The sequence below is a fragment of the Nocardia sp. JW2 genome (assembly GCF_051843015.1).
GTDB lineage: Bacteria > Actinomycetota > Actinomycetes > Mycobacteriales > Mycobacteriaceae > Nocardia > Nocardia coubleae.
This window is the reverse complement of record NZ_JBPXLK010000015.1, coordinates 12259-37547: the sequence shown is the minus strand read 5'-3', so window position 1 is coordinate 37547 and position 25289 is coordinate 12259. Positions and strand designations below refer to the sequence as shown.

Sequence of the window (25289 nt, the reverse complement as noted above, 5' to 3'; positions counted from 1 at the left end):
GGAGCAAACGGTGACCGACGCCGATCCGACGATCGACACAACATCCGCCATTTCCGACGAGCCCGAGAACGAGCCTCGCGAGGAGTGTGGCGTCTTCGGCGTCTGGGCTCCCGACGAGGACGTGGCCAAACTCACCTACTACGGCCTGTACGCGCTGCAGCATCGCGGACAGGAGGCGGCCGGTATCGCGGTCTCCGACGGCTCCCAGATCCTGGTCTTCAAGGATCTCGGCCTGGTGTCCCAGGTCTTCGACGAGCAGACGCTCGGCGCGATGCCCGGCCATATCGCCGTTGGCCATTGCCGCTACTCCACCACCGGTGGGGTCACCTGGGAGAACGCCCAGCCCATCTTCCGCACCACCGCCGTCGGCTCCGGCCTGGCCCTGGGCCACAACGGCAACCTGGTGAACACCGCCGAATTGGCCGGGCGCGCACGCGAACTCGGCCTGATCGGTGCGGGTGTGGTGAACGGCCGCCCGCAGATGACCGGTGCCACCTCCGACTCCGACATCGTCACCGCGCTGCTCGCGCACGCCTCGGCGGACTCGAGCATCGAGCAGGCCGCGATGGAACTGCTGCCGCAACTGCGCGGCGCCTTCTGCCTGACGTTCATGGACGAGCACACCCTCTACGCCGCGCGCGACCCGCACGGTGTGCGTCCGCTGGTGCTCGGCCGCCTCGATCGCGGGTGGGTCGTCGCCTCGGAGACGGCCGCGCTCGACATCGTCGGCGCCGCGTTCGTCCGCGAGATCGAACCGGGTGAGCTGCTCGCCATCGACTCCGACGGTGTGCGCTCGCTGCGCTTCGCCAACCCCGAACCCAAGGGTTGCGTCTTCGAATACGTGTATCTCGCGCGGCCCGACACCACCATCGCGGGTCGTTCGGTGCATTCCACCCGCGTGGAGATCGGCCGCAAGCTGGCCAAGGAGAACCCGGTCGAGGCCGACCTGGTGATCCCGGTGCCCGAGTCGGGCACGCCCGCCGCGGTCGGCTACGCCCAGGGCTCCGGCATTCCGTACGGCCAGGGTCTGATGAAGAACGCCTATGTTGGCCGCACCTTCATCCAGCCGAGCCAGACCATTCGTCAGCTCGGTATCCGGCTCAAGCTCAACCCGCTGCGCGAGGTGATCCGCGGCAAGCGGCTCATCGTCGTCGACGACTCCATCGTGCGCGGCAACACCCAGCGCGCCCTGATCCGGATGCTGCGCGAGGCCGGTGCGCTCGAGATCCATGTGCGCATCGCGTCGCCGCCGGTGAAGTGGCCGTGCTTCTACGGCATCGACTTCGCCTCGCGCGCGGAGCTCATCGCCAACGGCGCGGGCGGTTCCGACGACAGCTACGAGGCGATGGTCGAGAACGTGCGCCGCTCCATCGGTGCCGACTCGCTGGGCTACATCTCCACCGAGGGCATGATCGCGGCGACCGAACAGCCCGCCTCGCGGCTGTGCACCGCCTGCTTCACCGGCGAGTACCCGATCGAGCTGCCGCAGGAGGCCGCCATCGGCAAGAACGTGCTCGAGGGGATGCTGTCGGGCCAGTCCGAGGCCGCGCTGCTCGGCGGCAATGTGAACGTCGACGCGCTCAGCCGCCCATAACCTCCGCGCACCAGGGACCGGTCAGGATAAACCTGATCGGTCCCTTTTGTGTTGTGTACCTACAATTTTCCGGCCTATCCGAATTACGTAAGATTTGTTCATAACATCCGCGTAATTTTTCGCTCGATTTGAAACTGGGCGGTAATGGTTCGCCTGTACGGTCCCTCGTTATATCGCTAGCTCACCGCGTCGTCGCCGCTCCCGTGATCCGGGTGCGGCGACATCGCGGCGTTCGAGAATGGGATCTGATGTTGAACAGTGCAAAGAGCGCTCGCAAGAATCGCGCGAAACAAGCTGCCGCAGTGGGTGTTGCGGCTGTTGTCGCCGCCTCGCTTGCGGCCTGTGGGTCGGGACGCACCGATGACGCGGGCTCCGGCGCGGGGCTGGTCGTCGGCACCACGGACAAGATCTTCGCCCTCGACCCGGCCGCGGCCTACGACAACGGGTCGCTGCTCGTGGAGAACCAGATCTATTCGTATCTGCTGAACTTCGCGCCCGGCGATACCACGCCCAAGCCGGATGCGGCGGAGAAATGCGAATTCACCGCACCGACGGTGTATACCTGCAAGATCAAATCCGGGCTGAAATTCGCCAACGGTAATCCGTTGACCGCCAAGAGCGTCAAGTTCTCCTTCGACCGCATGGTCGCGATCAACGACCCGCACGGTCCCGCCGCGCTGCTCGGCAACCTCGACAAGACCGATGTGGTCGACGATCTCACCGTCGCGTTCACGTTGAAGGTCGCCAACGATCAGACCTTCCCGACCATCCTGCCCACCCAGGCCGGACCCATCGTCGACGAGAAGGTGTTCCCGGCCGACAAGGTCGCCACCGATGAGGAAGTCGTTGCCGCCAAGGGCTATTCGGGCCCGTACACGATCAGCACCTACGACAAGAACAAGCTGGTCGAGTACAAGGCCAACGCCGACTACAACGGCATCCTCGGCAAGCCGAAGAACGAGTCGGTCTCGACCAAGTACTACGCCACCTCCGACAACTTGAAGCTCGACCTGCAGAACGGCGCCATCGACGTCGGCTACCGCTCCTTCACGCCGACCGATATCGACAGCCTCCGTGCCGATTCCAAGGTGAAGGTCACCGACGGGCCCGGCGGCGAGCTGCGCTACATCGTGTTCAACATGAACACCATGCCGGGCAGCACGCCTGAGCAGAAGCTGGCCGTGCGCAAGGCGATGGCGTCCTCGGTGGACCGCGAGGCGCTCGCCGCCGGTGTGTACAAGGGCACCTATCAGCCCGCGTACGGCTATGTGCCGCAGGGCATGATCGGCGCGGCCGAGCCGTTGAAGGACCTCTACGGCGCCAAACCCGACAAGGACAAGGCGGCGAAGTTCCTCGCCGACGCGGGCGTGGCCACCCCGGTGACGCTGAACCTGCAGTACAACCCCGACCACTACGGCTCCAGCTCCTCGGAGGAGTACGCGGCGGTCAAGTCCCAGCTCGAGGCGTCCGGCCTGTTCAAGGTGAACCTGCAGTCCACCGAATGGGTCACCTACCAGAAGGAACGCGCCTCCGACGGCTACCCGATGTACCAGTTCGGCTGGTACCCGGACTTCCCGGACGGCGACAACTACCTGGCGCCGTTCTTCGGCCCGAACAACTTCCTGCAGTCGCATTTCGAGAACCCGGGCATCAACGCCCAGCTGACCGCCGAGCTCACCGAAGCCGACCCGGTCAAGCGGGTGGAGCTGATCAAGAAGATCCAGGCCGACCTGGCGCAGAACCACCTGCCGACGCTGCCGCTGCTCTCGGGCAAGCAGGTCGCGGTGTCCAAGCCCGGTGTGACCGGTGTGGACGAAACCCTCGACGGCTCCTTCAAGTTCCGGTTCACGGTACTGAGCAAGTGAGTGACGTTCCCGTCGCGCCCGGATCACCGGTCCGGGCGCGACGTTTCGGGTGGATGCGCGGCGGGGGTTCCCGCCAGGTGGCTTTGCTGCGGTACCTGCTGATCCGGCTCCTGCTGATCGTGCCGACCGCGTGGTTGCTGGTGACAGTGGTGTTCTTCCTGATGCGGGTGATCGGTGACCCCATCAGCGCGGCCATGGGTGGCCGGCTGACCCAGGAGCAGATCGAGGAACGCAAGGACGCGGCCGGGCTGAACCGGCCGATCCTGACCCAGTACTGGGAGTACATCACCGGGTTCCTGCGCGGTGACTTCGGGCGGACCCAGGACAACGAGGCCATCGCCGATGTGGTCGTCACCTACGGTGCGGCCACCTTCGAGCTGGTGTTCTGGGGACTGCTCGTCGCCTTCGCGGTGGGTATCCCGCTGGGCAGATACGCTGCGACACACCGGGATACGCCCGCAGACGCGGTGCTGCGGTTCTCGGCGGTGCTCGCCTACGCGGCGCCGGTGTTCTTCGTCGGCATGCTGTTGAAGCTGGTGTTCTCGGTGTGGCTGGGCTGGTTCCCGGTCGGTGGCCGGGCGAGTACGGATGTGGAGCTGGCGCTGCAGCACGTGTCGCCGAAGACGAACATCCTGTTCATCGATTCGATCCTCTACGGCGAACCGTCCTATGTGCTCGACGTGCTCGAACACGCGGTGCTGCCCGCGGTGGCGCTCGGCCTGCTCACCGGCGGCATCTTCCTGCGGCTGGTCCGGGTGAACCTGATCCAGACCCTGCGCAGCGACTATGTCGAGGCGGCGCGGGCGCGCGGGTTGTCCTCGCGCGTGGTCACCGGGCGGCACGCGGTGCGCAACGCGCTCATCCCGATCATCACGGTGATGGGCATGTGCATCGCGATGATGCTCGGCGGCGCGGTGCTCACCGAGACCACGTTCGAATGGAAGGGCCTCGGCTATCAGCTGGCCGAATACCTGCGGGCCCGTGACTTCATCGCGGTGCAGGGCATCGTGGCGTTCATCGCACTGCTCGTCGCGGTGATGAGCTTCCTGGTGGATGCCGTTGTCGCACTGATCGATCCGAGGGTGAGGTTCTGATGGCAGTCACGAAACGCAGGCTGCCCGGCGCCGAGTTGTTGTCGAAAACTGTTGGGATGCAGCGGGTCACGCTCATCACCGGGTTGATTCTGGTGGCCGGGTTCGTGCTGGTCGCGGCGTTCGCGCCGCTGCTCGCGCCCTACGATCTGGCGCAGAACACCTCCGACGGTGTGGCTTTCGCGTCGCAGCAGGGACCGTCGGCCGAGCACTGGTTCGGTACCTCGGTGCGCAGCGAGGACGTGCTGTCACGGGTGCTGTTCGGCGCCCGCACCGCGCTGCTCGTCATCGCGATCGCGGTGACGCTGTCGCTGCTGATCGGGGTGCCGCTCGGGTTGCTGTCGGGTTATGTGGGCCGGTGGGTCGACCGGGTGCTGGTGATGGTGATGGACGCGATCTACGCGTTCCCGTCGCTGTTGCTCGCCATCGTCGTCTCGATCGTCATCGCGGGCGGCACGTCGAGCAGCCTGGGTGGCATGTTGTCGGCGGCGATCGCGATCACCGTTGTGTATGTGCCGCAGTACTTCCGGGTGGTGCGCAACGCGACGGTGGCGGTGAAGACGGAACCGTACGTGGACGCCGCGCGGGTGACCGGCGCGTCGACGGCGCGAATCATGTTCCGCCACATCATGTCCAATGTCACCGGGTCGCTGCCGGTGATCGTCACCATCAACGCGGCCGATGCCATCCTCACCCTCGCCGCGCTCGGCTTCCTCGGGTTCGGCATCGAACCGACCCAGGCCGCCGAATGGGGTTACGACCTGAACAAGGCGCTCAACGATGTGTCCAACGGGATCTGGTGGACCTCCATCTTCCCCGGCACCGCCATCGTGCTCGTGGTGCTCGGCATGACCCTGGTCGGGGAGAGTCTCGACGAATCGCTGAATCCGTTGCTGCGTACCAGGCGTGCGGTCACTTCGAAGGAGTCCGTCGATGAGTGAGAAGACTGCCGCACTGGCCGTTTCGGGCCTGTCGGTCACCTTCACGACCGATGCGGGCCCGGTGCACGCGGTACGCGATGTGTCCTACGAGGTGTTTCCCGGTGAGGTGCTCGCCATCGTCGGCGAGTCCGGGTCGGGCAAGTCGGTGAGTTCACGCACCGCGATCGGGCTGCTGCCGCAGTCCGCGTCGGTGCGCGGTCTGGTGACGATCGGCGATCGACCGGTCACCTCGATGACCGAGAAGCAGCTCACCGCCCTGCGCGGCGGTGCGGTGTCGATGGTGTTCCAGGAGCCTGCCCGGGCGCTCGACCCACTGTTCACCGTCGGGTTCCAGATCTGCGAAGCGCTGCGGGCGCACAGCGGGATGAGCCGGAAGGACGCCAAGGCCAAGGCCGTCGAGTTGCTGCGACTGGTCGGGCTGCCCGATCCGGAGCACCGGGTCGACTACTACCCGCACCAGCTGTCCGGCGGGCAGAAGCAGCGCGTGATGATCGCCATCGCCATCTCGTGCGAACCCAAGGTGATCATCGCCGACGAACCGACCACCGCGCTGGATGTGACGGTTCAGGCCGAGATCCTCGAACTGCTGCGTGATCTGCGCGACCGGCTCGGCAGCGCGATCGTGCTCATCACCCACAACATGGGTGTCGTCGCCGATCTGGCCGACCGGGTGGTGGTGATGCGCGCGGGCGAGGTGGTCGAACAGGCCCCGGTGCACGAACTGTTCGCCAGTCCGAAGGCCGAGTACACGCGGGCGCTGCTCGACGCGGTGCCGCACCTGGGGTCGGCGACGGCGCGACCGGAGCCGGACCGGACCGTCGAGCCGGTGCTCGACGTGCGCGACCTGGTCGTCACGTTCCCCGGACCGTTCGGCAGGCCGCCGTTCCGGGCCGTCGACAAGGTGAGCCTGCAGATCCGGCCGGGGGAGACCCTCGGCCTGGTCGGCGAATCCGGCTCGGGCAAGTCGACCATCGGGCGGTGCGTCGCCGCCCTGCAACGGCCGACCGAAGGGCACGTGCTGATCCGCGGCCAGGACATCGCGGGCCTGTCCCCGCGCAAGCTGCGGCCGATCCGGCGACGCTTCGGGTTCGTGTTCCAGGACCCGGCCGGCTCGCTCAATCCACGGATGACCGTCGGCGAATGCGTCGCCGAACCGCTGCTGGTGCACGGGGTCGGTGACAAGGCAAGCATCCGGGAACGGGTGCGCCACATGCTCGACGACGTCCACCTGCCCGCGGGCACCGAGAACCGGTACCCGCACGAACTGTCCGGCGGGCAGCGTCAGCGGGCCAGCCTGGCCCGTGCCCTCGTCCTCGACCCCGACCTGCTCGTCGCCGACGAACCGACCAGCGCCCTTGACGTGTCGGTGCAGGCCGCGGTCCTCGAGCTGTTCGCCGAACTGCAGCGCGGCTGCGGCTGGGCGTGCCTGTTCATCAGCCACGACCTCGCCGTCGTCGACCAACTGGCCGACCGGATCATGGTGCTGCGCGACGGAATCTGCGTCGAGGAAGGCGACAACGAACAGATCCTGCGCAATCCCCGGCACGACTACACCCGCCGGCTCGTCGCGGCCGTTCCCGTCCCCGACCCGGTGGAACAGCGGCGACGCCGTACCGAACTCGCCACCGGCTGAGGCCGGCCGCCGGTAACCGCACCGAGCGGCCCGCGGGTGGGGCGAGTCGACCACCCGCAGGCCCGCGTTGTACGTGCGAGGAGCCGGACGGCGGGGGGACTGGCGGATCACTTAGAGTTAACAGGCATCTATCCGCCGATTCGGTTTGGAGCTTTCCCCACAATGACTGAACAGACACCCAGCGGTGCAGGCGCTTCCTACGCCGCCGCGGGCGTGAGCATCGAAGCCGGTGACCGCGCCGTCGAATTGTTCGGACCATTGGCGAAGAAGGCCAGCCGACCCGAGGTGCAGGGTGGGATCGGCGGATTTGCCGGACTGTTCGCGCTCAAGGGTGGGTACCGGGAGCCGTTGCTCGCCGCCTCCACCGACGGCGTGGGCACCAAGATCGCCGTCGCCCAGGCGCTCGACAAGCACGACACCGTCGGGCTCGACCTGGTCGCCATGGTCGTCGACGACCTGGTGGTGTGCGGCGCCGAACCGCTGTTCCTGCAGGACTACATCGCCATCGGCAAGGTCGTCCCGGAGAAGGTCGCCGAACTGGTCTCCGGCATCGCCGAAGGCTGCATCAAGGCGGGCTGCGCGCTGCTCGGCGGCGAAACCGCCGAACACCCCGGGCTGATGGACCCCGACGACTACGACCTGTCGGCCACCGGCGTCGGCGTGGTCGAAGCCGACTCGGTGCTCGGCCCCGACCGGGTGCGCCCGGGCGACGTCGTCATCGCGATGGGCTCCTCGGGTCTGCACTCCAACGGCTACAGCCTGGCCCGCAAGGTGCTGCTCGACATCGACCGCATGTCGCTCACCGGGCACGTCGAGGAATTCGGCCGCACCCTCGGTGAGGAACTGCTCGAGCCGACCCGCATCTACGCCAAGGACTGCCTGGCGCTGATCGCCGAAACCGACGTGCGCACCTTCTCGCACGTCACCGGTGGCGGTCTGGCCGCCAACCTGGCGCGCGTGCTGCCCGCCGGCCTGGTCGCCGAACTGGATCGCGGCACCTGGAACCCGGCGCCGGTGTTCAAGATGATCGCCCAGCGCGGCCGGGTCGAACGGCTCGAGATGGAGAAGACGTTCAACATGGGCGTCGGCATGGTCGCGATCGTCGCCCCCGAGGACGCCGACCGCGCGCTCGCGGTGCTCACCGCCCGCCACATCGACTGCTGGACACTGGGTCAGGTCAAGAAGGCCGCCGACGCCGACGCGCCGCGCGCGGTGCTGCTGGGCGACCACCCCAGGTTCTGATCGTCCGACAACTCAGCCGGGTCGCGAACGCGCGGCCCGGCTTTTGTCGTGTTCAGGGGTTTGCCGACGCCCCCGCGCGGCTACCCGAAGAAGGTAGGGTCCGCCACCTCGAGGAGGTCGGGGTCTCGAGTCCGGCGAACACGACGAGCGTCCTGTGTGTGCACAGGACGCTCGTCGTGTATTCGGATGTTCGCCGTACTGCTGCTGCGAGCCTGCGACGCTGCGCGGAACAACGGCTGAAGGGGGAGGCCACCACGAGCCTCCCCCTTCACCGGCGTTCGGTCAGCGACGCCAGCTGTCGTAGTCGTCGTCCTCGTTGTTCCAACGGGACGGCGAATCATCCGCGTCGTGCTCGTCGGATAGCAAGCCGCCACTCCCTCGGGAGTGGAGTGGAGTGCTATCCGCCAGCTCGCGCTGAAGGCTCGCGAAGTCGGTCGGCGTGGAGCTGTACTTGAGCTCACGTGCGACTTTGGTCTGCTTTGCCTTAGCCCGGCCACGGCCCATGGCTGACCCCCTCGCGTCACTGCGGGGCGGCCTGGGGTTTGTTGGCGGCCCCGTTCGAATTAATACTCTTCCTGACAGACACTTTAGCGTGTGTCCGGCGGTCGCGCTCCCAGGAGTGGGTGAAGAGCTGTCGAACGGGTGTCAGAGCACTCCGGGGATCGCCCGGATCACCCCGACGCGGGCGTCGCCGCCGAGGACCGCGGTGGCCGCGAGGTCGGTGTGTTCGTCGGTCCAATCGATGCCGAGTTTGCGCAGAATTGCCAGCGTCAGGGGCATTCGGGCGCGGTCGTGACCGTCGTCGATCTTGTAGGCGAAGGCGCGTCCGTCCGGGAGCGCACCCGCGTGCACGCCGTCGGCGCCGATTTTGCAGAAGAGTCCGGGCGTGGCCGACATCGCCTGGAGATCGGGCCCGTTCGTGCCGGAAATCACTCGCGGATTGCTCCGCACGGCATCGGCGATCCGGCGTTCGGCGGTGCCGGGCTCGGCGGTGGTGAACGCCGCGAAGGCGCGCGCCAGGTTGATCAGCGAGACGGGGACGATCGGCAGGCCGCAGCCGTCGATCCCCAGGTCGGTCTCGGGTTCGCCGGTGACGTCGGCGATGGTGGCGAGAACCGCCTGCTGCAGTGGGTGTTCGAGATCGAGGTATCCGGTGCGCGGCCAGTCGTTGATCGCGCAGGTCGCCAGCATCGCGGCGTGTTTGCCGGAGCAGTTCATGTACAGCGGGCTGCGGCCCGCGCCGGTGATGGCGGCGGCGCGGGCGTTCTCCTCGAACGGCAGGTCAGGGGGGCAGGCGAGGTCTGCCGGGGTGTGGCCGAAGCGGTCGAGCAGGCGGGTGATCAGGGCGATGTGGTCGGGCTCGCCGAAATGGGAGGCGGTGGTGATGGCGAGTTCGTCGTCGTCGACGGGGTCGAAGCCGTTGCGCAGCAGGGTGAGTGCTTGCATGGGCTTGTTCGTCGAGCGCGGGAAGATCGGGCCGTGCACCTCACCGAGCTCGACGGTCGGGGTGCCGTCGGCGTCGAGCACGACGACCGAACCACGGTGCACGCACTCGCGGAACCCGGACCGCACCACCTCGACCAGTTCGACGCTCACACTGTGTCCTTTCGGCGTGATCGGGCGCCCTGCGCGGTTACGCGAGCTGCCGGCTCCGGGCGCTGACCGCTCACGCGCGGACCTCCACGGTTCGTTTCCTGTTGTGCCGGTCGATCTGCATGCGGATGTCGTCGGAGATGGTCGGCTCCTCCGTGAGCAGCCGGGTGAGCAGTGCCGGATCGGTGGCGGTGAACAGGTCGCGCACGGTGATGCCGTGGGCCGGGACGTGCACCACCCGTACCTCGTCGCCCGCGCCGATGGTCCCCTCGGTGAGCACCCGGAAGTAGGTGCCGGTGTCGGCGCGCAGGGCGAAGCGTTTCACCCACTGCTTCTCGCCGGACCACTGCTGGAAGGTCGCGCACGGAACGCGGGGAGCGCTCACCTCGAGCAGGGTGTCGCCGATCGCGAAGTGGGCACCGAACACCGCGTCGCTGAGCGGTAGGCCGGTCACCCGCAGGTTTTCGCCGAACCAGCCCGCGGGCAGGTCGCGGTCGAGTTCCTCGGCCCAGCGAAGGGCGTCTTCTTCGGCGTAGGCGTAGACGGCCTGATGCACGCCGCCGTGGTTGACGGTGTCGCACACGTGGTCGCCGTCGAGTCCGAGCGCGCGCACCCCGACGCGACCCGCGACCGGACGCTTGTCGATGGCGCTGCGGCCCACGCGGGTGCGCATCTCGAGTTCGGCGTGCACCACGCACACGGCCTCGACACGGCCGGTGTCACCGGCGCGCAATGGCGGGCGGCTCATCGACCACGCAGGCGGTCGACGGCGGCGCGCCCGGCTTGCACGCCCTCGTCCGAGGGGACCGAGTCGGGGTCGATGGCGGCGGCCATCGAACCGACCACCAGTTCGGTGCCCGCCGGGACGGAGCGTTTCACCAGGGCCAGCGCGATCGGGCCGAGCTCGTAGTGGTCGACGACGGTGCCGAGGCGACCGACGGCGCGCCCGCCCGCGGTGACGTCGTCGCCGGTGGCGGGCCGTTCGTCGGCGGAACCGTCGAGGTGCAGCAGCACCAGATTGCGCGGCGGTTTGCCCAGATTGTGCACGCGCGCAACGGTTTCCTGGCCGCGATAGCAGCCCTTGTTCAGGTGCACCGCGCCCTGCTCCTCGACACCGCCGATCCAGCGGGCCTCGTGCGGGATGGTGCGCTCGTCGGTGTCGACGCCGACGCGCGGGCGGAGGGCGGCCACGCGCAGCGCCTCGTAGGCCCACATGCCCGCCGGCCGGGCACCGGCCGAGGTGAGCTTCGTCCACCACGCGGCGAGGTCGGCGCGGGGGACGAGCAGGTCGAAGGAGTCGCCGGGCATCCGGCGCAGGAATCCGCCGCCGGGCAGCGCCGCGGCCGCGTACAGCCCGGGCAGTTCGCCGAGACCGAGGGCGGGGAGCAGCGTGTCGGTCTCCGGACCGAGCAGGCTCAGGACGGCGAAGTCGGCGGCCTCGGGCTTGGCATCGGCCCAGAACACCATCTTCTGCAGGAAGCCGAGCAGCTCGGTGCCGTGCCCGCCCTCGGTGTCGAGCCAGAGGGTGCCGTCGAGGTCGGTGAGCACGAAGTGGTGCAGCACGCGGCCGTTGAGGTCCAGGTCGAGTGATTCGGCGCTGTGGCCGTCGGGCAGGTTCGCGATGTGCTGGCTGGTGATGGTGTGCAACCAGCTCAGCCGCTCGGCGCCGGTGATGCGGGACACACTGCGATGCGACCGGTCGACGACGGCGACGCGCTGCGCGGCGGCCTTCTGCTCGCCGAACGGGTCGCCGTAGTGCCAGGCGACCGCGGCATCAGGGGAGCCCGGCGCACCCGCGACGGCGCCAGGGGTTTGGAGAACAGGACTGGGGGCGACGTCCACGGACACACCACCACTGTAGGCGTGTCCGCCCGCACGCGCCGAGGGTGGGCGGTCGCGCCGCGTCGGATCCACGGCAGCCGTAGGCATAACAGAGCTATAACGCCTACGCTCGTCACATGGGAGAACGGGTTCTTGTGACACTCGACGGTGTGGTCGCTGACGCGAACACGCCGTCGCTCTATGCCGACGACATCGGAGCACTGCGTGGCGACGGTGTGTTCGAAACGATATTGGTGCGCGGCGGCACGGCCACCGCGCTGGAATTCCACCTGGCCCGGCTGCGCCGCTCGGCCCAGGCGCTGGAACTGCCCGAGCCGGGGCTGGCGAAATGGCGCAGCGCGGTCGAGCTGGCGGTCAAGGAGTGGGGTGCCGAGGAAGAGGGTGTGCTCCGCCTGATCTACACCCGCGGCCGCGATTCCGAATTCGACGCGCCCGGCTCGGGTCTCGTGCCCGACGAGCCGACACCGACCGCGTACGTGCTCGTCTCCCCGGTGCCCGCGCGGGTCGCGCAGGCGCGTGCCGAAGGCGTGAAGGTGATGTCGCTGGCCCGTGGCATCTCCGTCGACCTGGCGCAGGCGGCGCCGTGGCAGCTGCTCGGCGCGAAGACGCTGTCGTACGCGACGAACATGGCCGCGCTGCGGTTCGCCCGGCGGATGGGCGCCGACGACGTGATCTTCCACAGCACCGAACACCGGGTGCTGGAAGGCCCGCGCTCGACCGTGGTGATCGCGCGCGACAAGCAGCTCATCACCCCGCCCGCCAAGATCGGCGTACTGCCGGGCGTCACGCAGCGGGCCCTGTTCACGGTGGCGGAGAAGAAGGGCTGGGAGTGCAAGTACCAGTCGATCTTCACCGCCGACCTGTTCGATTGCGACAGCATCTGGCTGCTGTCGAGCGTCACGCTCGCGGCCAGGGTGAATCAGCTCGACGGTGTGCGGCTGTCCGCGCCCGACAATGCTCAGGAGATCATCGACATGGTCGACGCGGGGATCGACCGGCCGGGGACCATCGGCGACTGGTGAGCGCCTGTGGGGCGCGGGTGGGCGCGCCCCTGCGCTGAGCCGTGGCGGTTGTCACCCTTCATAGGGGTATCCGTACGCGTACTCTCTACTACAGGACGTCGTAGTAGTGGATGGAGGCCGGATGGACACCTTGGACATCTCCCGGTGGCAGTTCGGAATCACCACGGTTTATCACTTCGTCTTCGTACCGCTCACCATCGGTCTGGCGCCACTGATCGCCATGATGCAGACGGCCTGGGTCGTCACCGGTGACGAGAAGTGGTACCGGCTCACCAAATTCTTCGGGAAACTGTTCCTGATCAACTTCGCCATGGGCGTCGCCACCGGCATCGTGCAGGAATTCCAGTTCGGCATGAACTGGAGCGAATACTCCCGCTTCATCGGCGACGTCTTCGGCGCGCCGCTGGCCCTGGAAGCACTGATCGCCTTCTTCATGGAGTCGACCTTCATCGGCCTGTGGATCTTCGGCTGGACGCGGCTGCCGAAACTGGTTCATCTGGCGACGATCTGGATCGTGGCGATCGGCGTCAACGCCTCGGCCTACTTCATCATCGCCGCCAACTCGTTCATGCAGCACCCGGTCGGTGCGCGCTACAACCCCGAGACCGGACGCGCTGAGCTGGAAAGCATTTGGGCGGTGCTCACCAACAACACCGCCATGGCGGCCTTCCCGCACGCGGTGGCAGGTGCGTTCCTCACCGCCGGGACCCTGGTCGCCGGCGTCGCAGGCTGGTGGATGGTGCGCAACGCGCGCAGCGGGGACGCGGCGAAACTCGCGGAAGCGCGCACCGTGTGGCGGCCCGTCGGCCGGGCCGCGCTGGTCGTTGTCGCGCTCGCCGGGATCGCCGTCGCAGTCACCGGTGATGTCCAGGGCAAGCTGATGTTCCAGCAGCAGCCGATGAAGATGGCGTCGGCGGAATCGTTGTGCCACACCGAGACCGACCCGGACTTCTCCGTCCTCACCGTCGGCACCCACAACAATTGCGACAGCGTGATCCACGTGCTGAAGATCCCGTACGTGCTGCCCTTCCTCGCCGAGGACAAATTCAGCGGCGTGACCCTCGAAGGCGTTGTCGATCTGCAGAAGACCTACAACGTGGAATTCGGTCCCGGCGACTACCGGCCGAACCTGTTTGTCACCTACTGGTCCTTCCGGGCCATGATCGGCCTGGCCGCGGGGTCGGTGTTGTTGCTGCTGGCCGGTTTCTGGCTCACCCGTGGCGGCCGCGTGCCCGATCAGCGCTGGTTCTCCTGGCTGAGTCTGCTCGCCATTCCCACCCCGTTCCTGGCCAACAGCGCGGGCTGGGTGTTCACCGAGATGGGGCGTCAGCCGTGGGTGGTCGCGCCCAATCCGACCGGCGACCCGGCCATCCGGATGACGGTGCAGCAGGCGGTTTCCGACCATTCGCCCGGCACGGTGTTGTTCTCACTGATCGTGTTCACCGCCCTCTACGCTGTGCTCGCGGTGGTGTGGTTCTACTTGATCCGCCGATACGTGGTCGCCGGGGTCGAGAAACCGGCATCGGAGAAACCGGAGAGCCGCAACGAGCCGGTCGAACAACTGTCCTTCGCGTACTAGGGAGCCGTCGATGGATCTGCAACTGTTCTGGTTCATTCTGGTCGGCGTCCTGTTCACCGGCTACTTCGTGCTCGAGGGATTCGATTTCGGGGTCGGCATGTTGATGCCGATCCTCGGGCGGGGCTCCGATCCACGGCGCCGCGTGGTGCTCAACACCATCGGGCCCGTCTGGGACGCCAACGAGGTGTGGCTGATCACCGCCGCGGGCGCCATGTTCGCGGCTTTCCCGGAGTGGTACGCGAGCCTGTTCTCGGGCTTCTATCTCGCGCTGCTCGTCCTGCTCGTCGCGCTGATCCTGCGCATCTGCGCGATCGAATACCGCGGCAAGATCAACGACCCGAAATGGCGGGCCTGGTGCGACCGCGGCATCGGCATCGGGTCGTGGGTACCCGCCCTCGCCTGGGGCTGGATTTTCGCCAATATGGTGCGCGGGGTTCCGCTGAACGAAGAACGCCAGGTCGTCGGATCGGTGTGGGATCTGCTCAGCCCCTACGCCCTGCTCGGCGGGTTGACCACGGCCGTCCTCTTCGCGTTGCACGGCGCGATCTTCCTGGCGCTCAAGACCGGCGGCGAGATCCGCGACGACGCACGGCGAATCGCTCGGGCGCTGCTGGTACCGACCACACTGGTGGTCGGCGGATTCGGGCTGTGGACCCAGCTCGCCTACGGCGCCGGCTGGACCTGGGTGCCGCTGGGCGTCGCGGTGCTCGGCCTGCTGCTGGGCGGTGCGGCCACCGTGGCGGGCCGGGACGGCTGGGCCTTCGCGGGCACCGCCGTCACGGTGATCGCGGTGACGGTGCTGATCGTCGGCTCGATGTTTCCGAACGTGCTGCCCTCGACGATCAGCCCGCTGTTCGACCTCAGCATCGACAACGCCTCCTCCTCGCCCTACACCCTGAAGGTGATGAGCTGGGCCGCCGCCTTCGCCGCACCGGTGGTGATCATCTACCAGGGCTGGACGTACTGGGTGTTCCGGCAGCGGATCCGGGTGGAGCACATTCCGCCGCCGGTCGGGCTGCCGCTGCAAGGCAAAGGCTGAGCGCGTGACCCCGGCGGCCGACCCGGGCGCGGTGGCGCGCAAGCCGCGCCGCGGACCGGTCGACCCGCGCCTGTGGCGCTACGCGCGCTCGGCGCGGCCCCACCTGGTGGTCGCGGTCCTGCTCGCGCTGGTGATCACGGCGACGATCGTGGTCATGGCGGTGATGATCGGCCGGGTGCTCGCGGGCGTCATCACCGATCCCGGCAGCCGCTCACTCGGCGCGTGGACAACGGAACTGGTCGTGCTCGCCGTGGCCGTCGCGGTGCGCGGCGCCGCGAGCTGGTGGCAGGCCAGGCTGGCACACCGGGCGGGCAGCGCGGTGGTCGCCGAACTCGAGACCGCCGTCCTGCGGGCCGGGGCCGAGCTGACGCCGAGGGAACTCGACGCGCGGCGTACCGAGATCGCCGTCGTCGTCGGCAACGGTCTCGGCGGCCTGCGCGGGTGGTACACCGGATATCTGCCCGCCCTGCTGCTGGCCTGCCTGGTCCCGCCGATCGTGTTGGTTGTCATCGCCTTCCACGATCCGACCTCGGCGGTGATCGCGGTGATCACCCTCCCGCTGATCCCGATCTTCATGGTGCTCATCGGTCTGCTCACCCAGGGGCGGGCGGAGGCGACGCTCGCCGCGACCACCCGGCTTTCGGATCAGCTCCTCGACCTGTTCGCGGGCATGCCGACACTGCGGGCACTCGGGCGCGAAAACGAGTCGTCGAGCATGGCGGGACAGGTGCGGGCGCTCGGTGACGCGCTGCGCAGGCGGACGATGCAGGCGCTGCGGATGGCCTTCCTGTCCTCGATGGTGCTCGAGGGTCTGGCGACGCTGAGCGTCGCGCTGATCGCCGTGGCCATCGGCTTGCGCCTGGTGTACGGCGAGATGAGCCTGTACGCGGGGCTGGTCGCGTTGATCCTCGCCCCGGAGGTGTACTGGCCGCTGCGCCAGGTGGGGGAGAAGTTCCACGCGGCCCAGGACGGAATGGCGGCGGCCGACAGGGCGTTCGCCGTGCTCGACCGCGCAGACCCGGCCAGCCCGTCGGAGGCGGCCCACGCACCGGCTCCCGGCGCGGCGGGCGCGGTCGTCGAACTGCGCGAGCTGACGGTCGCCGCGCGCGAGGGCAACGCCCCCGATCACCTGACCGCCGAGCTGCGACCCGGCGTGGTGACCGCGCTGACCGGACCGAACGGGTGCGGCAAATCGACCACGCTGCAGGCGATTCTCGGATTGATCGAGCCCGATCGCGGTGCGGTGCTCGTCGACGGACGCGATGTCCGCGACATGGCTCCGGAAAGCTGGTGGGCGCGCATCGCCTGGTTGCCCCAACGGCCGGTGCTGGTGCCGGGCACACTGCGCGAGAACGTCGACCTGCTCAGCGCCGGCGACAGCGGGGGCGCCGCCCTCGACCGGGCAAGCGCGGCAACGGGATTCGACGAGGTGCTCGACGGTCTGCCGCAACGCTGGGAAACCGTCGTCGGCCAGGGCGGCACCGGTCTCTCGCTGGGGCAGCGGCAGCGCCTCGCCCTCACCCGGGTGCTTGCCGCCCACCGGCCGATCCTGCTGCTCGACGAACCGACCGCCCACCTCGACGCGGAGAGCGAGCGGCGCGTTCTGGCTGCGCTGCGCGACATCGCCGCGGCGGGAGCCACCGTGGTGGTCGTCGGTCATCGGCCGACCGTGCTCGCCGCCGCGGACGTGGTGATCGAAGTCGCCGCCGGGCCTGGCGCGGACTGTGTGCGCGCTGATCGCAGCGCGGAGGCGGCGCCGTGATCACGGATCTGCGGGACATGTGGCGGCTGCTCGGGCTGTCCCCGTGGCGGGTCGCGGTGGCGATCGCGTGGGGCGTCCTCGCGCTCGGCAGTGGTTTGGCGTTGGCTGCGCTGGCGGCGTGGTTGATCGCACGGTCCTGGCAGATGCCGCCGGTGCTGCACATCGGCGTCGCGGTGACCGCCGTTCGGGCGCTTGGCATCTCGCGTGGCGTGTGCCGGTATCTGGAGCGGCTGGCCACCCACGACGTGGCGTTGCGGGCGATGACGACGGCGCGCACCGAGGTGTATCGCACCTTCGCCCGGTCCGACATCTGGTGGTGGCGGGAACGACGCGGGACCGAACTCGCGCGCACCGACGACGCCCGCGCGGCCGCACGGAAACTGCGCCGGGGAGACCTGCTGGTGCGCGTGGGCGCCGATATCGACGATCTCGGCGCGGTGGTGGTCCGGGTATTCGTTCCGGTGGCCGTCGCGGTGGTGTTGTCGGTGGCGGCGGTCGGCTTGATCGCCGTCATCTCGGTACCGGCGGCGGTGATTCTCGCTGTGGCCCTTGCCGTCTCGGGCATTCTCGCGCCGTGGCTGTCGGCCGTGGCCGCTCGCGACGAGGAACGCGCGGTGCGCCACGACCGCGCCGAATTCACCGCCGAGGCACTCACCGTGCTCGATCACGCGGCCGAATTGCGGGTGGCGGGTCGCCTGGATGCCGCGCTCACCCACGCCGACGAGACGGCGGGCCGCGCGGTGGTCGCCGAGGACAGCGCGGCCGCGCGCAGCGCCTGGGCCGCGGCGGCGACCCCGCTGTCGATCGGAGTCAGCGCGCTGGGTGCCCTGCTTGTCGGCATCGTCGCCTACGGCGCCACCGGTGGGACGCCCGGCGGGATGAGTCCGATGGCGCTGACCGTCCTCGTGCTCGTCCCGCTGTCGGCCTTCGAGGCCGTCGGCGCGCTCCCGGCCGCCGCGACCACCCTCACCACCTCCCGGGCGGCTCTGCACCGCCTGCGCGCTCTCTCACCCACACCGCTAGGCGCGCCCTCCCCGCGCACGGACGAGCGGACCGCGCGCACGACGGCCCGCGCGGCCCTGCACCGGCTGCGCGCACCGTCCGCCGGCTCGCTCGGCGTCACCGAAGCTGTCATCGACCCGATGCCCGGGCGCATCCCGATGCCGGAGGGGCGCCGGGTTGCCGTCGTCGGACCGAGCGGCGCCGGGAAGACGACCCTGTTGATGGCGTGGGCCGGGCTGTTCGACACACCTTTGGACGGTGTCACGTTCTTCGCCGAGGACGCGCACCTGTTCGACACGTCGATTCTGGAGAACCTGCGGGTCGCGCGCGGCGACCTGACCGAGGAGGAAGCCGAAAGCGCCGTGCGCGCAGTCGGGCTCGGCCCCTGGCTCGACACCCTGCCGGACGGGATCCGCACCGGCCTCACCGCGGGTGCGGCGGCCGTCTCCGGCGGTCAGCGCAGGCGCTTGCTGCTCGCCCGCGCGCTCGTCTCGTCCGCGGGCACACTCCTGCTCGACGAACCGACCGAACATCTCGCCGCCGCCGAGGGCGAGCAGTTGCTGCGCGACCTGCTCGACCGCGACAGCGGCCTGGTCGACCCGGAGCGGTGGGTCGTGGTCGTCACCCATCAGCTCCCCGAAGGCCATCGCGCCGACACCGTGGTCACCGTCGACCCGAACGGCGCCTGCCACGTCGACCGCGAGCCTTCCTGAGCGCGTGCCGAGCGGCCTGCCGCCAATGAATATCCGCAGCTCAGAGCCCCTCGGAAAATCAATTGCCGACCTCGCGACAGCCCGATAGATTCATCGGTACACAAGAGAGGAGGTGGTCTGAAGAATGTATGTTCAACGGATGCGTGAGGTGGCTGCCCGCTAGCAGCACCCCTGCGGGAGATTCCCCAGCGGTGCGCTGAGCGAATCCCAGGCAGACACCCGGCCCCCGAGCCCCCGGACTATCCACCCGGGACCGCCACGTTCCCCGGAACGGACGGTATGGCTCGGGGGTCGCTCCATTTCTGGCGCACAAACGACGAAAGCCCCGCGAAACCGCGGGGCGTCCGATCGGGATCTCAGCCGATGTAGCGCTGCAAGCGCGCCGAGAGGCGGGGGATGAGCGCGCCGTCGGGATCGACTCGTTCTTCCACGTAGGCCAGGTCGCCGCCTTCGACGATGCCGTAGAGGCGTTTCGCGCCGCCGACGACAGCGCCGGACTGGCTGCGGATCACCACGTCGGTGGCCAGTTCCCAGGACGACTGGGTGCGGGCGGTGCCGTAGAACAGTTCGACGATACCGGAGCTGTGGGTGAGCAGCAGTTCGAGCATCTCGGTGTCGGCATCGGTGCCGACTCGCCAGTACCCGCTCTCGCGCAGGTCGGGGCTGTCGTAGCCGCCCTCGGCGTCGAGCTTCCAGGTCTGCGATTCCCAGACCAGGTAGTCGCCACCGTCGTGGGACACGATGATCTGCTGACCGAAGCGGTAGTCGCCGTCGGCGGGGTGGTGGCCTTCGCCCTCGCCGCGCCACACACCGACCAGCGGCAGCAACGCCAGCATGGCGTGGTTCAGATCGGGACCCTCGCGCAGATTCGCGGTGTCCTCGGGAATGGGGAGACCGCCGAGGACCGAAATGTTTCGGACCCCGGTTTCCTTCGCACGCTCGGCGGCGACATTCACCGCCTCGTCGCCACTGCGACGCTGTGCCGAAGCGTCTTGCACGTCACTCGCTCGCTCGGCCGGATCGGAACCTTCGCTCGCGAGCCCGCTCATGACTCGGTGAACAGCCGGTAGAAGACGTACAGGCCGAACCAGCCGATGAGGATCGACACGGCGATGAGGAGAATCTCGAAGAAGAGGACCACGTTTCGGAGTCTAGCGAGTCCGAAACGAAGATACGAAAACGGCCCCGGCAGTTCCCGCACAGGAACTACCAGGGCCGTTGTGAGGTTTCTTACTTGGCGACCGCGACGTCCACTGCGTGGATGCCCGCGCCCTCGGGGCTGATCTCGGCCGAGCCGTTGCCCGACGCCGACAGCGCGCGCAGGGTCCACGAACCCGGCGCGGCGAAGAAGCGGAAATCACCGGTGCCGGAGGCGACGACCTCGGCGGTGAAGTCACCGTTGCCGTCGAGCAGACGCACGAACGCGCCGCCGACCGGCTGACCGTCGGTGCTCAGGACACGGCCGGTGATGACCGTTTCCTTCTCCACATCGACACCGGCCGGGATGGCCTGACCCTGGGTAGGTGCTGCACACATATTGATTACGCTCCCAACTCGATAGGTGCACCGACGAGCGAACCGTATTCGGTCCAGCTGCCGTCGTAGTTCTTGACGTTCTGGTGGCCGAGCAGCTCCTGCAGCACGAACCAGGTGTGCGAGGAACGCTCGCCGATGCGGCAGTAGGCGATGGTCTCCTTCTCGCCGTCCAGGCCCGCATCCTTGTAGAGCTCGGCGAGCTCTTCGTCGGAACGGAAGGTGCCGTCCTCGTTGGCCGCCTTGCTCCACGGCACGTTGATCGCGCCCGGGATATGGCCGGGACGCTGGCTCTGCTCCTGCGGCAGGTGCGCGGGAGCCAGGATCTTGCCGGAGAACTCGTCGGGGCTGCGCACGTCGACCAGGTTCTTGGTGCCGATGGCGGCGATGACCTCGTCGCGGAAGGCGCGGATGCTCAGGTCGGGAGCCGAGGCCTTGTACTGGGTGGCCGGGCGGACGACCGCGTCACGCGAGAGCGGACGACCGTCGAGCTCCCACTTCTTGCGGCCGCCGTCGAGCAGCTTGACGTCGTTGTGGCCGTACAGCTTGAAGTACCAGTAGGCGTAGGCGGCGAACCAGTTGTTGTTGCCGCCGTACAGCACCACGGTGTCGTCGTTGGCGATGCCGCGCGCCGAGAGCAGGTCGGAGAACTGCTCCTGGTTCACGAAGTCGCGACGAACCTGATCCTGCAGGTCGTTCTTCCAGTCCAGGCGAACGGCGCCTTCGATGTGGCCACCCTCGTAGGCGGAGGTGTCCTCGTCGACCTCGACGAAGACGACGCCGGGGGCGTTGAGGTTCTCTTCGGCCCAGTCAACGGAGACCAGGACATCGGAGCGAGCCATGTTGTTCCTTTCAACAGACGTGCAGGGTGGGTCAGTTCGGTGCCGGGGCAGGTGACCGGCGGAAGCGGGCTACCAGGGGATAGATCTGGCAGCCCAGGCAGACCCCGAACGCCGCGTTCAAGAACGCCGCGAACAGGGCGAAGCCGGCGAACACCGCGCCGACGATCGGGGAGCCGAGCGCGAAGCCCAGCAGGGAGACACCGGCGAACACGAAGCCGAGCGCCTGCGCGAAACGCAGCGGCGGCACGGGTTCGGTCTCGGTGGGCGGGCCGAGTCGCGGCGCGAGGAACGCCGCGTAGATCCGGCCGTAAGGGTGCTTGGCGGGACCGGCCGTCGCGCCGATCGCGAACACCACGGCCTGCAGGCCGATCAGGATCGCGGCGGCGACGGGGGAAACGGTCGCGACCAGCAGCACCGCGACGAGCACCCCGGTCGTCACCCAGGCCACGAAACGCGGCCCGCGGACATCGACGCGAGGTGGGGAATCAGAAAACGAGGTCATGGTGCGAACTCCTGCGCTGAGACGATTCAGTGGGATCTGCCAGTTCGCCGGGGGATCGAAACGATCACTCGCGCGGCGAACAGAGGTCGGCGTCAGGAATCTCGGGAGAGAAGCCGACCGGTCAGCGGCACAGGCAGCAACAACCACCGAGGCGACACAGGTCAACTGTGCGGCGTCGGGTGAGCATCAGCTCGTGGTCGGTTTGCACGATGAAGAGTTTACCCGGTCTTCCCGGGAAATGGGCAGGCCCCCCTCGAAACCGGGGACAACGTCACACTGTGAGCGGCTCGAGGGCGGTGCGCAGGTCGCCCGCCTTCGGTACGCCGGAGATGCGGAAACGCTCCTTGCCCTCGGCGTCGAAGACGAAGGTCGTCGGCAGGGAGAGCACGTTGAGTTCGCGGGCCAGCGCGGGTTCGGCGTCGATGTCGATCTCGATGTCGCGCGGTGCGTTCGGCGAATCGGCCAGTTCCGCGGTGACGCCCGCGACGACCCGGCGCACGGCGTCGCACGGCCCGCACCAGTCGGCCGAGAAGTGCAGCACCGCGGGCACCGAACCGGACACACCGGCCGCGTCGAGCAGGCGGGCGCGCTGTTCGGTGTCGGGGTCGAGGGTGGCGGGCCGGACCCGGCCCTGGTTGCGGCGCAGCAGCAGGCCGACCGCGACGGCGGCCAGCACGACGGCGGCGAGTACGGCGAGTTCGATCATGGTTGCTGCAATCGGTCCAGGTCGATGGTGACGTTGCGGCCGACGCCCTCGACGACGATGTGCCCACCCAGCGCCTCGACCTCGGTGGGCCGGACCCCGAACGGCAACTCCTTGGTATCGATCGTACGGCTGAAGCGCTCGAGCACCGCGCCGCGATCGGCCTCGAGGATCTCCGATTCGCTGGTCTTGGCGGTGTCGGCCGGGCCGCTGTTCTTGTCGTGATAGAAGCCGGTGGCCTGGATGCGGACCAGGTCGCCGTCGAGCAGCAGGTCGGCCTGGATCTGCACCGGCACGCGCTTGGCCGAACTCGACGGGGTGACACCCGCGCCGAGGATGCGCCCGTTGGGCGCGGTGGGCAGCGTGCCGGTGAGCACGAGCGCGCCGCCGGTGGTCATGCCGGAACCGCCCGAACCGCCCGTGCCGTCGGACTTGTCGGCCGGCCGGGTGTGGACCTGCAGGTCGGGGATGCCGAAGAGCCTGCCGAGCTCGGTGGGTTCGATGCGCATGCGGGCGTCGACCCGGTCGACCTGCACCGAGCGCGCCGCACCGTCGAGCAGCTCACCAGCCGGTGCGTGCAGACCGTTCAGCGTGGCCTCGATGCCGATCTCGCCGGGGATGTCCGGGCGCATGCTTCGGGCCCGGATCGCCACGTTGTCGTAGCGCCCGGCCAGGGCCTGGGCGGTGAAGGGGAAACCGTGGAAGGTCACTTCGGGATCGGCCGACAGGTCGGCGCCCGCCCGCAGCTGCCGCGACACGTGGTACTCGGTGTAGGCGGCGGCGCCGAAATCGATCACCACCGCCAACCCGGCCAGGCACAGCAGCCCGATGATCAGCTTGCGCATGAGGTGAGAGTAGCGCCCACGCACGTGGGTGCCGGGTGCCCGGGTATCGGCCGAACACTCGTAAGTGTGCCCGTGTTGCGAGGTCATGGCCTGTGACGCGCTAATGTTGCACCGACTAACCCTGTGTTTCGGCGACGTAGCTGTGCGGCTGCTCTCGTCGCGCAGACACGAGATAGGAGGAGAGCCCGGTGGAGCTGCTCCTACTGACTTCCGACCCCAACCCGGATGCGGTGCTGCCCTCGTTGACGCTGCTGGCGCACAACGTCCGCCCCGCACCGACCGAGGTGTCGTCCCTGCTGGAGGCCGGTAGCGCCGACGTCGCGCTGGTCGACGCCCGGACCGACCTGGCCGCCGCGCGCGGGCTGTGCAGGCTGCTCGGCAGCACCGGTTCGTCGGTGCCCGTAGTCGCCGTGCTCACCGAGGGCGGACTCGTCGCGGTGAACGCCGACTGGGGCCTCGACGACATCCTGCTGCCCGGCACCGGCCCCGCCGAACTCGACGCGCGCCTGCGCCTGCTCGTCGGCCGCAACGGCGGCGTGGCCAGCCCCGAGAACACGGGCAAGATCACCCTCGGTGAACTGGTGATCGACGAGGGCACCTACACCGCCCGTCTGCGCGGCCGCCCGCTCGACCTCACCTACAAGGAATTCGAGCTGCTCAAGTACCTCGCCCAGCACGCAGGCCGGGTCTTCACCCGCGCCCAACTGCTGCAAGAGGTGTGGGGCTACGACTTCTTCGGCGGCACCCGAACCGTCGACGTGCACGTCCGCCGCCTGCGCGCCAAACTCGGCAGCGAATACGAATCCCTCATCGGCACCGTCCGCAATGTCGGCTACAAGGCCGTCCGCCCCGCCCGCTCGACCGCCGCCAAGGGCGAACCACCCGCCTTCACCGACGAAGACGTCGACGGCGAGGACCTGACACCGGTCAACGGCAGCACGCAGTAACCTCGGTTCGATCGTGTCGGCGATCGCCCGCGAGGAGGAGGCCCCCATGCCCGAGACAGCAACCTTGACGTGGACCGAACGGGTCGACCCGACCACCGCCGATCACATCCGCTCCCTGCTCGACCGCGCGAAGTCCGCCGACGGCGTAGCCCCCGTCTCCGAGCAAGCGGTCCTGTCGCTCACCGAAACCGATCCCGGCACAAGGCATCTGCTCGCCGAACGAAACGGTGAACTCGTCGGGTACGCGAATCTCGTTGCGGCACATGGTGAACACCCCGCAATGGCCGAAGTGGCCGTCGACCCCGACGTGCGTCGCAACGGCATCGGCACCGATCTCGTCCGCACGGCTCTCTCCGAAGGCGGCACGGGCGCCCGCGTCTGGGCACACGGCGATCTGCCCGCCGCCAAAGCCCTCGCCGCGGCCCTGAAACTGACGACAGCACGCGAACTCTGGCAGATGCGCCGCAGCCTGGCAACCCCTGAGCTACCGCCACTCGAGGTCCCCGAAGGCCTCGTCCTGCGCACCTACGAAGGCCCCGCCGACGACGCCGAACTGTTGCGGGTCAACAACGCCGCCTTCGCCTGGCACCCCGAACAGGGCGGCTGGACCGAGCGCGACATCGCCGCCCGCCGCGCCGAATCCTGGTTCGATCCGGCCGGGCTCTTCCTGGCCTTCGACGCCGCCGATCCGGACCGTCTGCTCGGGTTCCACTGGACCAAGGCGCACCCCGACGCCGCCCCGGCGGGCGAGGTCTACGTCGTCGGCATCGACCCCGCCGCGCAGGGCCGTGGCCTGGGCCGACTGCTCACCCTGGCCGGACTGCACCACCTGCGCGACACCGGCCTGACCGAGGTGCTGCTCTACACCGAGGCCGACAACCACGCCGCCGTGCGGACCTACACCAAACTGGGCTTCGCACCCGCCCATATCGACGTCGCCTACGCGCTGAGCTGACCGGCTGCGAGACAGCTCACAGTTCCTCGGCAACCCTGAATATT

Annotated in this window: 23 protein-coding genes; 13 read left to right on the top strand and 10 right to left on the bottom strand. The window is 68.6% G+C overall.

The genetic code is table 11. The features are described 5' to 3' along the window. Positions 1-10: 10 nt before the first annotated feature. From purF to purM, 6 genes are all read left to right on the top strand, one after another. A complete protein-coding gene (gene purF / locus ACSVDM_RS20600) occupies positions 11-1594 on the top strand; it encodes an amidophosphoribosyltransferase (protein WP_067492328.1) in 1584 nt (527 codons plus the stop codon). Positions 1595-1842: 248 nt separating this feature from the next. Then, positions 1843-3459 (top strand): ABC transporter substrate-binding protein, encoded by a 1617-nt coding sequence (locus ACSVDM_RS20595; RefSeq protein ID WP_439267090.1) that lies wholly within the window; start codon positions 1843-1845, stop codon positions 3457-3459. Between the two features lie 53 nt (positions 3460-3512). Then, positions 3513-4553 carry an ABC transporter permease gene (locus ACSVDM_RS20590; RefSeq protein WP_067492329.1) on the top strand — a complete coding sequence of 347 codons (1041 nt, stop codon included), beginning with the start codon at positions 3513-3515 and terminating at the stop codon, positions 4551-4553. Continuing rightward, positions 4553-5491, top strand: a complete 939-nt coding sequence (locus ACSVDM_RS20585) for an ABC transporter permease (RefSeq protein WP_067640779.1) — start codon at positions 4553-4555, stop codon at positions 5489-5491. Before ACSVDM_RS20590 ends, ACSVDM_RS20585 begins: the two co-directional genes overlap by 1 nt. Further along, on the top strand, positions 5484-7124 hold the full coding sequence (locus tag ACSVDM_RS20580; protein ID WP_439267088.1) for an ABC transporter ATP-binding protein: 1641 nt from the start codon (positions 5484-5486) through the stop codon (positions 7122-7124). Before ACSVDM_RS20585 ends, ACSVDM_RS20580 begins: the two co-directional genes overlap by 8 nt. A 162-nt stretch (positions 7125-7286) precedes the next feature. Beyond that, positions 7287-8366: a phosphoribosylformylglycinamidine cyclo-ligase gene (gene purM / locus ACSVDM_RS20575; protein ID WP_067640787.1), complete on the top strand. Its 1080-nt coding sequence runs from the start codon at positions 7287-7289 to the stop codon at positions 8364-8366. 282 nt (positions 8367-8648) lie between these two features. Here purM and ACSVDM_RS20570 read toward each other — a convergent pair whose 3' ends face one another. The 4 genes from ACSVDM_RS20570 to ygfZ form a co-directional block, all read right to left on the bottom strand. Beyond that, complete coding sequence (locus ACSVDM_RS20570) at positions 8649-8870, bottom strand: DUF3073 domain-containing protein (RefSeq protein ID WP_084457250.1); 222 nt, start codon at positions 8868-8870, stop codon at positions 8649-8651. 141 nt (positions 8871-9011) lie between these two features. Further along, positions 9012-9962 (bottom strand): asparaginase, encoded by a 951-nt coding sequence (locus ACSVDM_RS20565; RefSeq protein ID WP_439267086.1) that lies wholly within the window; start codon positions 9960-9962, stop codon positions 9012-9014. Between the two features lie 70 nt (positions 9963-10032). Next, positions 10033-10707 carry an MOSC domain-containing protein gene (locus ACSVDM_RS20560; RefSeq protein ID WP_439267084.1) on the bottom strand — a complete coding sequence of 225 codons (675 nt, stop codon included), beginning with the start codon at positions 10705-10707 and terminating at the stop codon, positions 10033-10035. Beyond that, complete coding sequence (ygfZ, locus tag ACSVDM_RS20555) at positions 10704-11807, bottom strand: CAF17-like 4Fe-4S cluster assembly/insertion protein YgfZ (protein WP_439267082.1); 1104 nt, start codon at positions 11805-11807, stop codon at positions 10704-10706. Before ygfZ ends, ACSVDM_RS20560 begins: the two co-directional genes overlap by 4 nt. Positions 11808-11917: 110 nt before the next feature. Here ygfZ and ACSVDM_RS20550 point away from each other — a divergent pair, with 110 nt between their 5' ends. The 5 genes from ACSVDM_RS20550 (at position 11918) to cydC (ending at position 18918) form a co-directional block, all read left to right on the top strand. Next, on the top strand, positions 11918-12823 hold the full coding sequence (locus ACSVDM_RS20550) for an aminodeoxychorismate lyase (RefSeq protein ID WP_067640795.1): 906 nt from the start codon (positions 11918-11920) through the stop codon (positions 12821-12823). 121 nt (positions 12824-12944) lie between these two features. Further along, positions 12945-14402 carry a cytochrome ubiquinol oxidase subunit I gene (locus ACSVDM_RS20545; RefSeq protein WP_439267080.1) on the top strand — a complete coding sequence of 486 codons (1458 nt, stop codon included), beginning with the start codon at positions 12945-12947 and terminating at the stop codon, positions 14400-14402. Between the two features lie 10 nt (positions 14403-14412). Then, complete coding sequence (cydB, locus tag ACSVDM_RS20540) at positions 14413-15441, top strand: cytochrome d ubiquinol oxidase subunit II (RefSeq protein WP_439267078.1); 1029 nt, start codon at positions 14413-14415, stop codon at positions 15439-15441. Between the two features lie 4 nt (positions 15442-15445). Continuing rightward, a complete protein-coding gene (gene cydD, locus ACSVDM_RS20535; RefSeq protein WP_439267076.1) occupies positions 15446-17203 on the top strand; it encodes a thiol reductant ABC exporter subunit CydD in 1758 nt (585 codons plus the stop codon). Between the two features lie 17 nt (positions 17204-17220). Next, complete coding sequence (gene cydC, locus ACSVDM_RS20530) at positions 17221-18918, top strand: thiol reductant ABC exporter subunit CydC (protein ID WP_439267212.1); 1698 nt, start codon at positions 17221-17223, stop codon at positions 18916-18918. Between the two features lie 356 nt (positions 18919-19274). Here the strand turns inward: cydC and ACSVDM_RS20525 are convergent, their stop codons facing one another. The 6 genes from ACSVDM_RS20525 to ACSVDM_RS20500 all read right to left on the bottom strand — a co-directional run bounded on the left by ACSVDM_RS20525 (position 19275) and on the right by ACSVDM_RS20500 (position 23343). Next, a complete protein-coding gene (locus ACSVDM_RS20525; protein WP_067492340.1) occupies positions 19275-19967 on the bottom strand; it encodes an FABP family protein in 693 nt (230 codons plus the stop codon). A gap of 181 nt (positions 19968-20148) precedes the next feature. Continuing rightward, positions 20149-20454, bottom strand: coding sequence for a DUF1416 domain-containing protein (locus ACSVDM_RS20520; protein WP_181701355.1), 306 nt, complete (start codon positions 20452-20454; stop codon positions 20149-20151). A gap of 5 nt (positions 20455-20459) precedes the next feature. Continuing rightward, positions 20460-21293 carry a sulfurtransferase gene (locus ACSVDM_RS20515; protein WP_439267073.1) on the bottom strand — a complete coding sequence of 278 codons (834 nt, stop codon included), beginning with the start codon at positions 21291-21293 and terminating at the stop codon, positions 20460-20462. 31 nt (positions 21294-21324) lie between these two features. Further along, positions 21325-21795: a DUF4395 domain-containing protein gene (locus ACSVDM_RS20510; protein WP_439267071.1), complete on the bottom strand. Its 471-nt coding sequence runs from the start codon at positions 21793-21795 to the stop codon at positions 21325-21327. A 271-nt stretch (positions 21796-22066) separates the two neighbouring features. After that, positions 22067-22501 carry a thioredoxin family protein gene (locus tag ACSVDM_RS20505; RefSeq protein ID WP_439267069.1) on the bottom strand — a complete coding sequence of 145 codons (435 nt, stop codon included), beginning with the start codon at positions 22499-22501 and terminating at the stop codon, positions 22067-22069. Continuing rightward, positions 22498-23343, bottom strand: a complete 846-nt coding sequence (locus tag ACSVDM_RS20500; RefSeq protein WP_067492559.1) for an LmeA family phospholipid-binding protein — start codon at positions 23341-23343, stop codon at positions 22498-22500. The genes ACSVDM_RS20505 and ACSVDM_RS20500 overlap by 4 nt, the downstream gene beginning before the upstream one ends. A gap of 188 nt (positions 23344-23531) precedes the next feature. Between ACSVDM_RS20500 and ACSVDM_RS20495 the strand changes: the two genes are divergently transcribed. Continuing rightward, positions 23532-24290: a winged helix-turn-helix transcriptional regulator gene (locus ACSVDM_RS20495; RefSeq protein WP_067492345.1), complete on the top strand. Its 759-nt coding sequence runs from the start codon at positions 23532-23534 to the stop codon at positions 24288-24290. A 46-nt stretch (positions 24291-24336) separates the two neighbouring features. Then, the gene (gene mshD / locus ACSVDM_RS20490) at positions 24337-25245 is read left to right on the top strand and encodes a mycothiol synthase (RefSeq protein ID WP_439267067.1); all 909 of its coding nucleotides are present in this window, start codon (positions 24337-24339) and stop codon (positions 25243-25245) included. Positions 25246-25289: the final 44 nt, after the last annotated feature.

Excerpts from the sequence above, each read along its gene's own strand:
- cydB (WP_439267078.1), top strand. The coding sequence starts at position 14,413 with ATGGATCTGCAACTGTTCTGGTTCATTCTGGTCGGCGTCCTGTTCACC.
- mshD (WP_439267067.1), top strand. The coding sequence starts at position 24,337 with ATGCCCGAGACAGCAACCTTGACGTGGACCGAACGGGTCGACCCGACC.
- ACSVDM_RS20510 (WP_439267071.1), bottom strand. The coding sequence starts at position 21,795 with ATGACCTCGTTTTCTGATTCCCCACCTCGCGTCGATGTCCGCGGGCCG.
- ACSVDM_RS20580 (WP_439267088.1), top strand. The coding sequence starts at position 5,484 with ATGAGTGAGAAGACTGCCGCACTGGCCGTTTCGGGCCTGTCGGTCACC.
- ACSVDM_RS20525 (WP_067492340.1), bottom strand. The coding sequence starts at position 19,967 with ATGAGCGGGCTCGCGAGCGAAGGTTCCGATCCGGCCGAGCGAGCGAGT.
- ACSVDM_RS20550 (WP_067640795.1), top strand. The coding sequence starts at position 11,918 with ATGGGAGAACGGGTTCTTGTGACACTCGACGGTGTGGTCGCTGACGCG.
- ACSVDM_RS20560 (WP_439267084.1), bottom strand. The coding sequence starts at position 10,707 with ATGAGCCGCCCGCCATTGCGCGCCGGTGACACCGGCCGTGTCGAGGCC.
- ACSVDM_RS20505 (WP_439267069.1), bottom strand. The coding sequence starts at position 22,501 with ATGATCGAACTCGCCGTACTCGCCGCCGTCGTGCTGGCCGCCGTCGCG.
- ACSVDM_RS20590 (WP_067492329.1), top strand. The coding sequence starts at position 3,513 with ATGCGCGGCGGGGGTTCCCGCCAGGTGGCTTTGCTGCGGTACCTGCTG.
- ACSVDM_RS20570 (WP_084457250.1), bottom strand. The coding sequence starts at position 8,870 with ATGGGCCGTGGCCGGGCTAAGGCAAAGCAGACCAAAGTCGCACGTGAG.
- ACSVDM_RS20595 (WP_439267090.1), top strand. The coding sequence starts at position 1,843 with ATGTTGAACAGTGCAAAGAGCGCTCGCAAGAATCGCGCGAAACAAGCT.
- ACSVDM_RS20515 (WP_439267073.1), bottom strand. The coding sequence starts at position 21,293 with ATGGCTCGCTCCGATGTCCTGGTCTCCGTTGACTGGGCCGAAGAGAAC.
- cydC (WP_439267212.1), top strand. The coding sequence starts at position 17,221 with ATGTGGCGGCTGCTCGGGCTGTCCCCGTGGCGGGTCGCGGTGGCGATC.
- ACSVDM_RS20545 (WP_439267080.1), top strand. The coding sequence starts at position 12,945 with ATGGACACCTTGGACATCTCCCGGTGGCAGTTCGGAATCACCACGGTT.
- purM (WP_067640787.1), top strand. The coding sequence starts at position 7,287 with ATGACTGAACAGACACCCAGCGGTGCAGGCGCTTCCTACGCCGCCGCG.
- ACSVDM_RS20585 (WP_067640779.1), top strand. The coding sequence starts at position 4,553 with ATGGCAGTCACGAAACGCAGGCTGCCCGGCGCCGAGTTGTTGTCGAAA.
- ACSVDM_RS20520 (WP_181701355.1), bottom strand. The coding sequence starts at position 20,454 with ATGTGTGCAGCACCTACCCAGGGTCAGGCCATCCCGGCCGGTGTCGAT.
- ACSVDM_RS20500 (WP_067492559.1), bottom strand. The coding sequence starts at position 23,343 with ATGCGCAAGCTGATCATCGGGCTGCTGTGCCTGGCCGGGTTGGCGGTG.